Raw genomic sequence first — 3644 nt, 5'->3', positions numbered from 1 at the left:
CGGCGGCCCTGCCGACCGCGCCGACCCCGCCGACCCCGCCGACCGCGCCGACCCTGTCTGCCGCAGCCGTCCTGGCGTCCGTGTGCCCGTCCCCTCGGCCGTCGACCGGTCGTGTCTCGGCCGACCCGGTCTCGGCAGGTTCCGTCCCGACGACTCCCGCCTCGAGCAGCCCGCCGACGAGGGCCGCGCGCTCGCGCATCCCGACCAGCCCGTACCCCGCCGGAGCAGAACTCGCGGGCCCCCGGGGCACCGCGTTCTCGACGACGACGACGAGCCGTCCCTGCCGCACAGTCGTGGCCAGCAGGACGCCGGCGCCCGGGGCGTGCCTGCGGGCGTTGGCCAGCGCCTCCTGCACGGTTCTGTAGGCCGTGACGTCGGCGAGCGGGGCGAGCGTGGGCAGCTCGCCCTCGACTCGCTCGTCGACGACGGTGCCGGCGGCACGGGCCGCGGCGACGAGCCCGCCGACGTCGCGCAGCCCGGGCACCGGAGCGGTGCCGGTGGCGTCGTCGCCGGTCTCGCGCAGGATCCCCACGATCGATCGCAGCGAGTCCAGCGTCTCGCGCCCCTGCGACCGGACGCTGCGGAGCGACTCCTTCGCGCGCTCGGGGTCGACGTCGACGAGGCGCTCGGCGGCGCCCGCCTGCACGACGAGCCCGGTGAGGTGGTGCGCCGCGATGTCGTGCAGCTCGCGGGCCATGCGGGTGCGCTCGGCGGCGACGGCTGACCGGGTCAGCGTCTCGTGGTGCTCCACCGATTCGGCGGCCCGAGCCCGGCTGTCGCTCTCGTGCCGACGCCGCAGCGCGACCCACGAGCCGACGGAGGCGCTGATCCCGTTCACGAGGACGGCCGTCGCGACGAGGGCGAGGGCCTCGACGGCGGCGCCGACGGGGCTGAGGCCGTCGACCCCGCCGAGGCCGCCGAGCCCCGGCTCGGCGCCCAGGAGCTGCTTCGCGGCGCCTGCCGCACCGATCACGGCGCCGACCGTCTCGACGCCGATCGCGACGAGCAGCCAGCCGACCGCCGTGCGCGTCGTGAGCAGGGTGCCCACCGTGTAGGCGGCGACGACGGGCGCCGCCGTCCAGACCGCGAGCCCCGTGGGCAAGACCGTCAGCAGGCCCGCCTGCACGACGCTGATCACCAGCAAGGTCGCCACCGGCCGTCGACGCCTGAACGCCAGTGGCAGGCACTGCACGACGGCGAGCACGAGGACCACCGTGATCTGTGCGGCCGGGATGCTCTTCGACGCCCCGAGGAACTCGCCCGCGCCCACGAGCGAGGCGAGCAGAGCGACCGTGACGAGCGTCCACACCGCGGCCAGGGCGACGTCGCGTCCGAAGGGCGTCCGCACCCCGACCCGGGCGAGCAGCCGACGTGCAGCGGCGAAGCCCGGGCCGGTGCCCTCGCGCCGCGCAGCAGCGGACCCCTCGTGCCGTGCCGCGCCGACGAGGCCGACGACGGCTGCAGAGCGGGCGGAGGAGGAGGTGGTCACGTCCCGAGCATGCCAGGTGCCGTCGACCTCGTGGTCGCGAGGCGCACCTCCCTGTGGGCGGCGCATCAGAAGCTCACGCTCGGGGAGAGGAGACGCCACGTGACGGCGAACACGGCCAGGACGACGAGCGCCACGACGACGAGCACCCGTCCGGTCACCGAGGCCCAGCCCCGTCGCTCACGCACGGCCTGCACGGCGGCGACGGCGGCGGGCACGATCGCGACGACGCCCACCAGCTGGAGCACCTGCACGACGCGGATCGACCCTGCCGAGACGTCGACGAACGACATGGCCTGCCCGGCCACGACCGCCCAGCCGGCGAGGGCGAGCAGCGTCGCGACCTGGCCTATGCGCGACAGCAGCAGCGCGCGGCGGCGGCGTCCGGTCTCGGGACGGCGTGCGGCGACGAGGTCGCGGCGTCCGGTGCGGCGGCCGAGGCCGACGAGCGCGGCGGTCGGCCACGCCACCACCGAGACGAGCAGCACCGCGACGGCGGCGATCACCGACGGCAGCGCCGTCGACGCGACCTGCCAGGGCTGCGCCCGCAGCATCGTGAAGGAGGCGCCCCACGAGATCGCCTGGACGGTCGCGTCGGCGTCGTCCGAGTCGCCGTCGGTCCGCGTCGCGAGCAGCGAGTCGCCGCCCACCTCGCGCCACAGGTGCTCGTCGACCAGCTCGTACACGCCGGTCGTCGTGGCCAGCGGCTTCGGGGTGACCGCGATCGTGCCGTCCGAGCGGGGGACGATCGTCGTCTGGCCGCTCAGGGCGAGCAGCGCGCCCGGGTTCGTGACCGGCGAGCGGGAGGAGGTGTACGTGCCGGCCATCGCGGCGGCTGCGGCGGCGCTGTCGAGCTGACGCGCGCCTCCTTCGGTCTCGTCCGACCCCGGCGACGTCGTCGAGGAGGGGGCGGCGTCTCGGTCGGCTGATCCGTCTCGAGACGGATCAGCCGCAGCAGCGACCGAGTCCGCGCCGGTCCCCGCGAGGTCGGCCTCAGCCGAGGCGTCTCGCAGGTACCGGTCGGCGAAGCCCTGCAGCAGCGTCGTGCGGAGGTCGAGCGTCGCGGTCGGGGTGCGTCCCGAGGCGTTGAACGACACGAAGATGCCCGCGTCGGACTCCGGGAACATCCGCATCGCGCTGTGGAACACCTGCGTGTCGCCGTCGTGCCCGAAGGCCGGGACGCCGGGGGTGCTGTCGTCGAAGAAGCCGAGGTCCATGCGCTGGCCGACGGCGAGGGTGCCGAGCTGGTCGGCCCCGAGCGCGGGGCGGTGCATCTCGTCGAGGGTCGCGGGCTCGAGCAGGGACTGCTCGGCGGGCAGGTCGCCCAGGTGCGCGAGCATGAAGCGCGCCATGTCGGAGGCGGTGGCCGACATCGCGCCGGCGGGCGCGGCGTTCACGACCTCGGTCGGCACGGACGGCGCCGAGTCGTCCGGGTAGCCCTTCGCGAGTCGGGCGTCGAGGTCGGCGGGCAGGGGCTGTGCGAACGACGACGAGGTCATCCCTGCACGGTCGAGGACCTGCTCCTGCACCAGCTCGGCGAACGGCTTCCCGCTCACCCGCTCGGCGACGTAGCCGGCCAGCGTGGCGCCGTAGTTCGAGTACGCGGGAGTCGTGCCGGGCGCGTAGACCTGCGCCGGGGGAGCGGCCGTCACCGCCTCGCGCAGCGTCTTCTCGCTGCCGGGGGTGCCGATCAGGCCGGCGATGACCTCCTCGAAGCCCGCGGTGTGGGTCAGCAGGTGGCGCAGCGTGATCGCGCCCTTCGGGGTGTCGAGGTCGAAGTCGAGGTACTGCTGCACGTCGGCGTCGAGGTCGAGCTCCCCCTGCTCGACGAGCTGCATGATCGCGGTCGCCGAGACGACCTTCGAGACGGAGCCGATGCGGAACAGGGTGTCGTCGGGGTCGACCGGGCGGGCCGGGTCGCCGTCCGTGCCGGTGTCGGCGAGGCCGTAGCCGCGCGCGGTGAGCACCTGACCGTCGGAGACGACGGAGACCGTCGCGCCGGGGATGCCGGTCGTCTGCAGCGCCGAGCCGAGCGCGCCGTCGAGCCAGGCGTCGACGTCGCCCTGCGTGAGGGAGTGGCCGCCGGGCTGGTGCTGGGGGGCCGCAGGAGGCGCGGGCGCGGTGGTGGGGGAGGTCGCGCTGGCTGCGGTGCCGGTGC

General features: G+C 75.4%; 2 protein-coding genes. Both read right to left on the bottom strand.

The window, feature by feature from the left end; all coding sequences use genetic code 11:
- The coding region (locus RWM17_RS13085; RefSeq protein WP_314104341.1) for a histidine kinase at nucleotides 1-1489 on the bottom strand (1489 nt) is incomplete at its 3' end.
- A 65-nt stretch (nucleotides 1490-1554) separates the two neighbouring features.
- Nucleotides 1555-3644 (bottom strand): serine hydrolase domain-containing protein (locus tag RWM17_RS13080; RefSeq protein WP_314104340.1); only part of this gene is annotated, 2090 nt, incomplete at its 5' end.

Origin of the sequence: uncultured Frigoribacterium sp. (assembly GCF_963515265.1) — a bacterium.
GTDB lineage: Bacteria > Actinomycetota > Actinomycetes > Actinomycetales > Microbacteriaceae > Frigoribacterium.
This window is presented reverse-complemented; position numbering and strand designations above follow the sequence as displayed.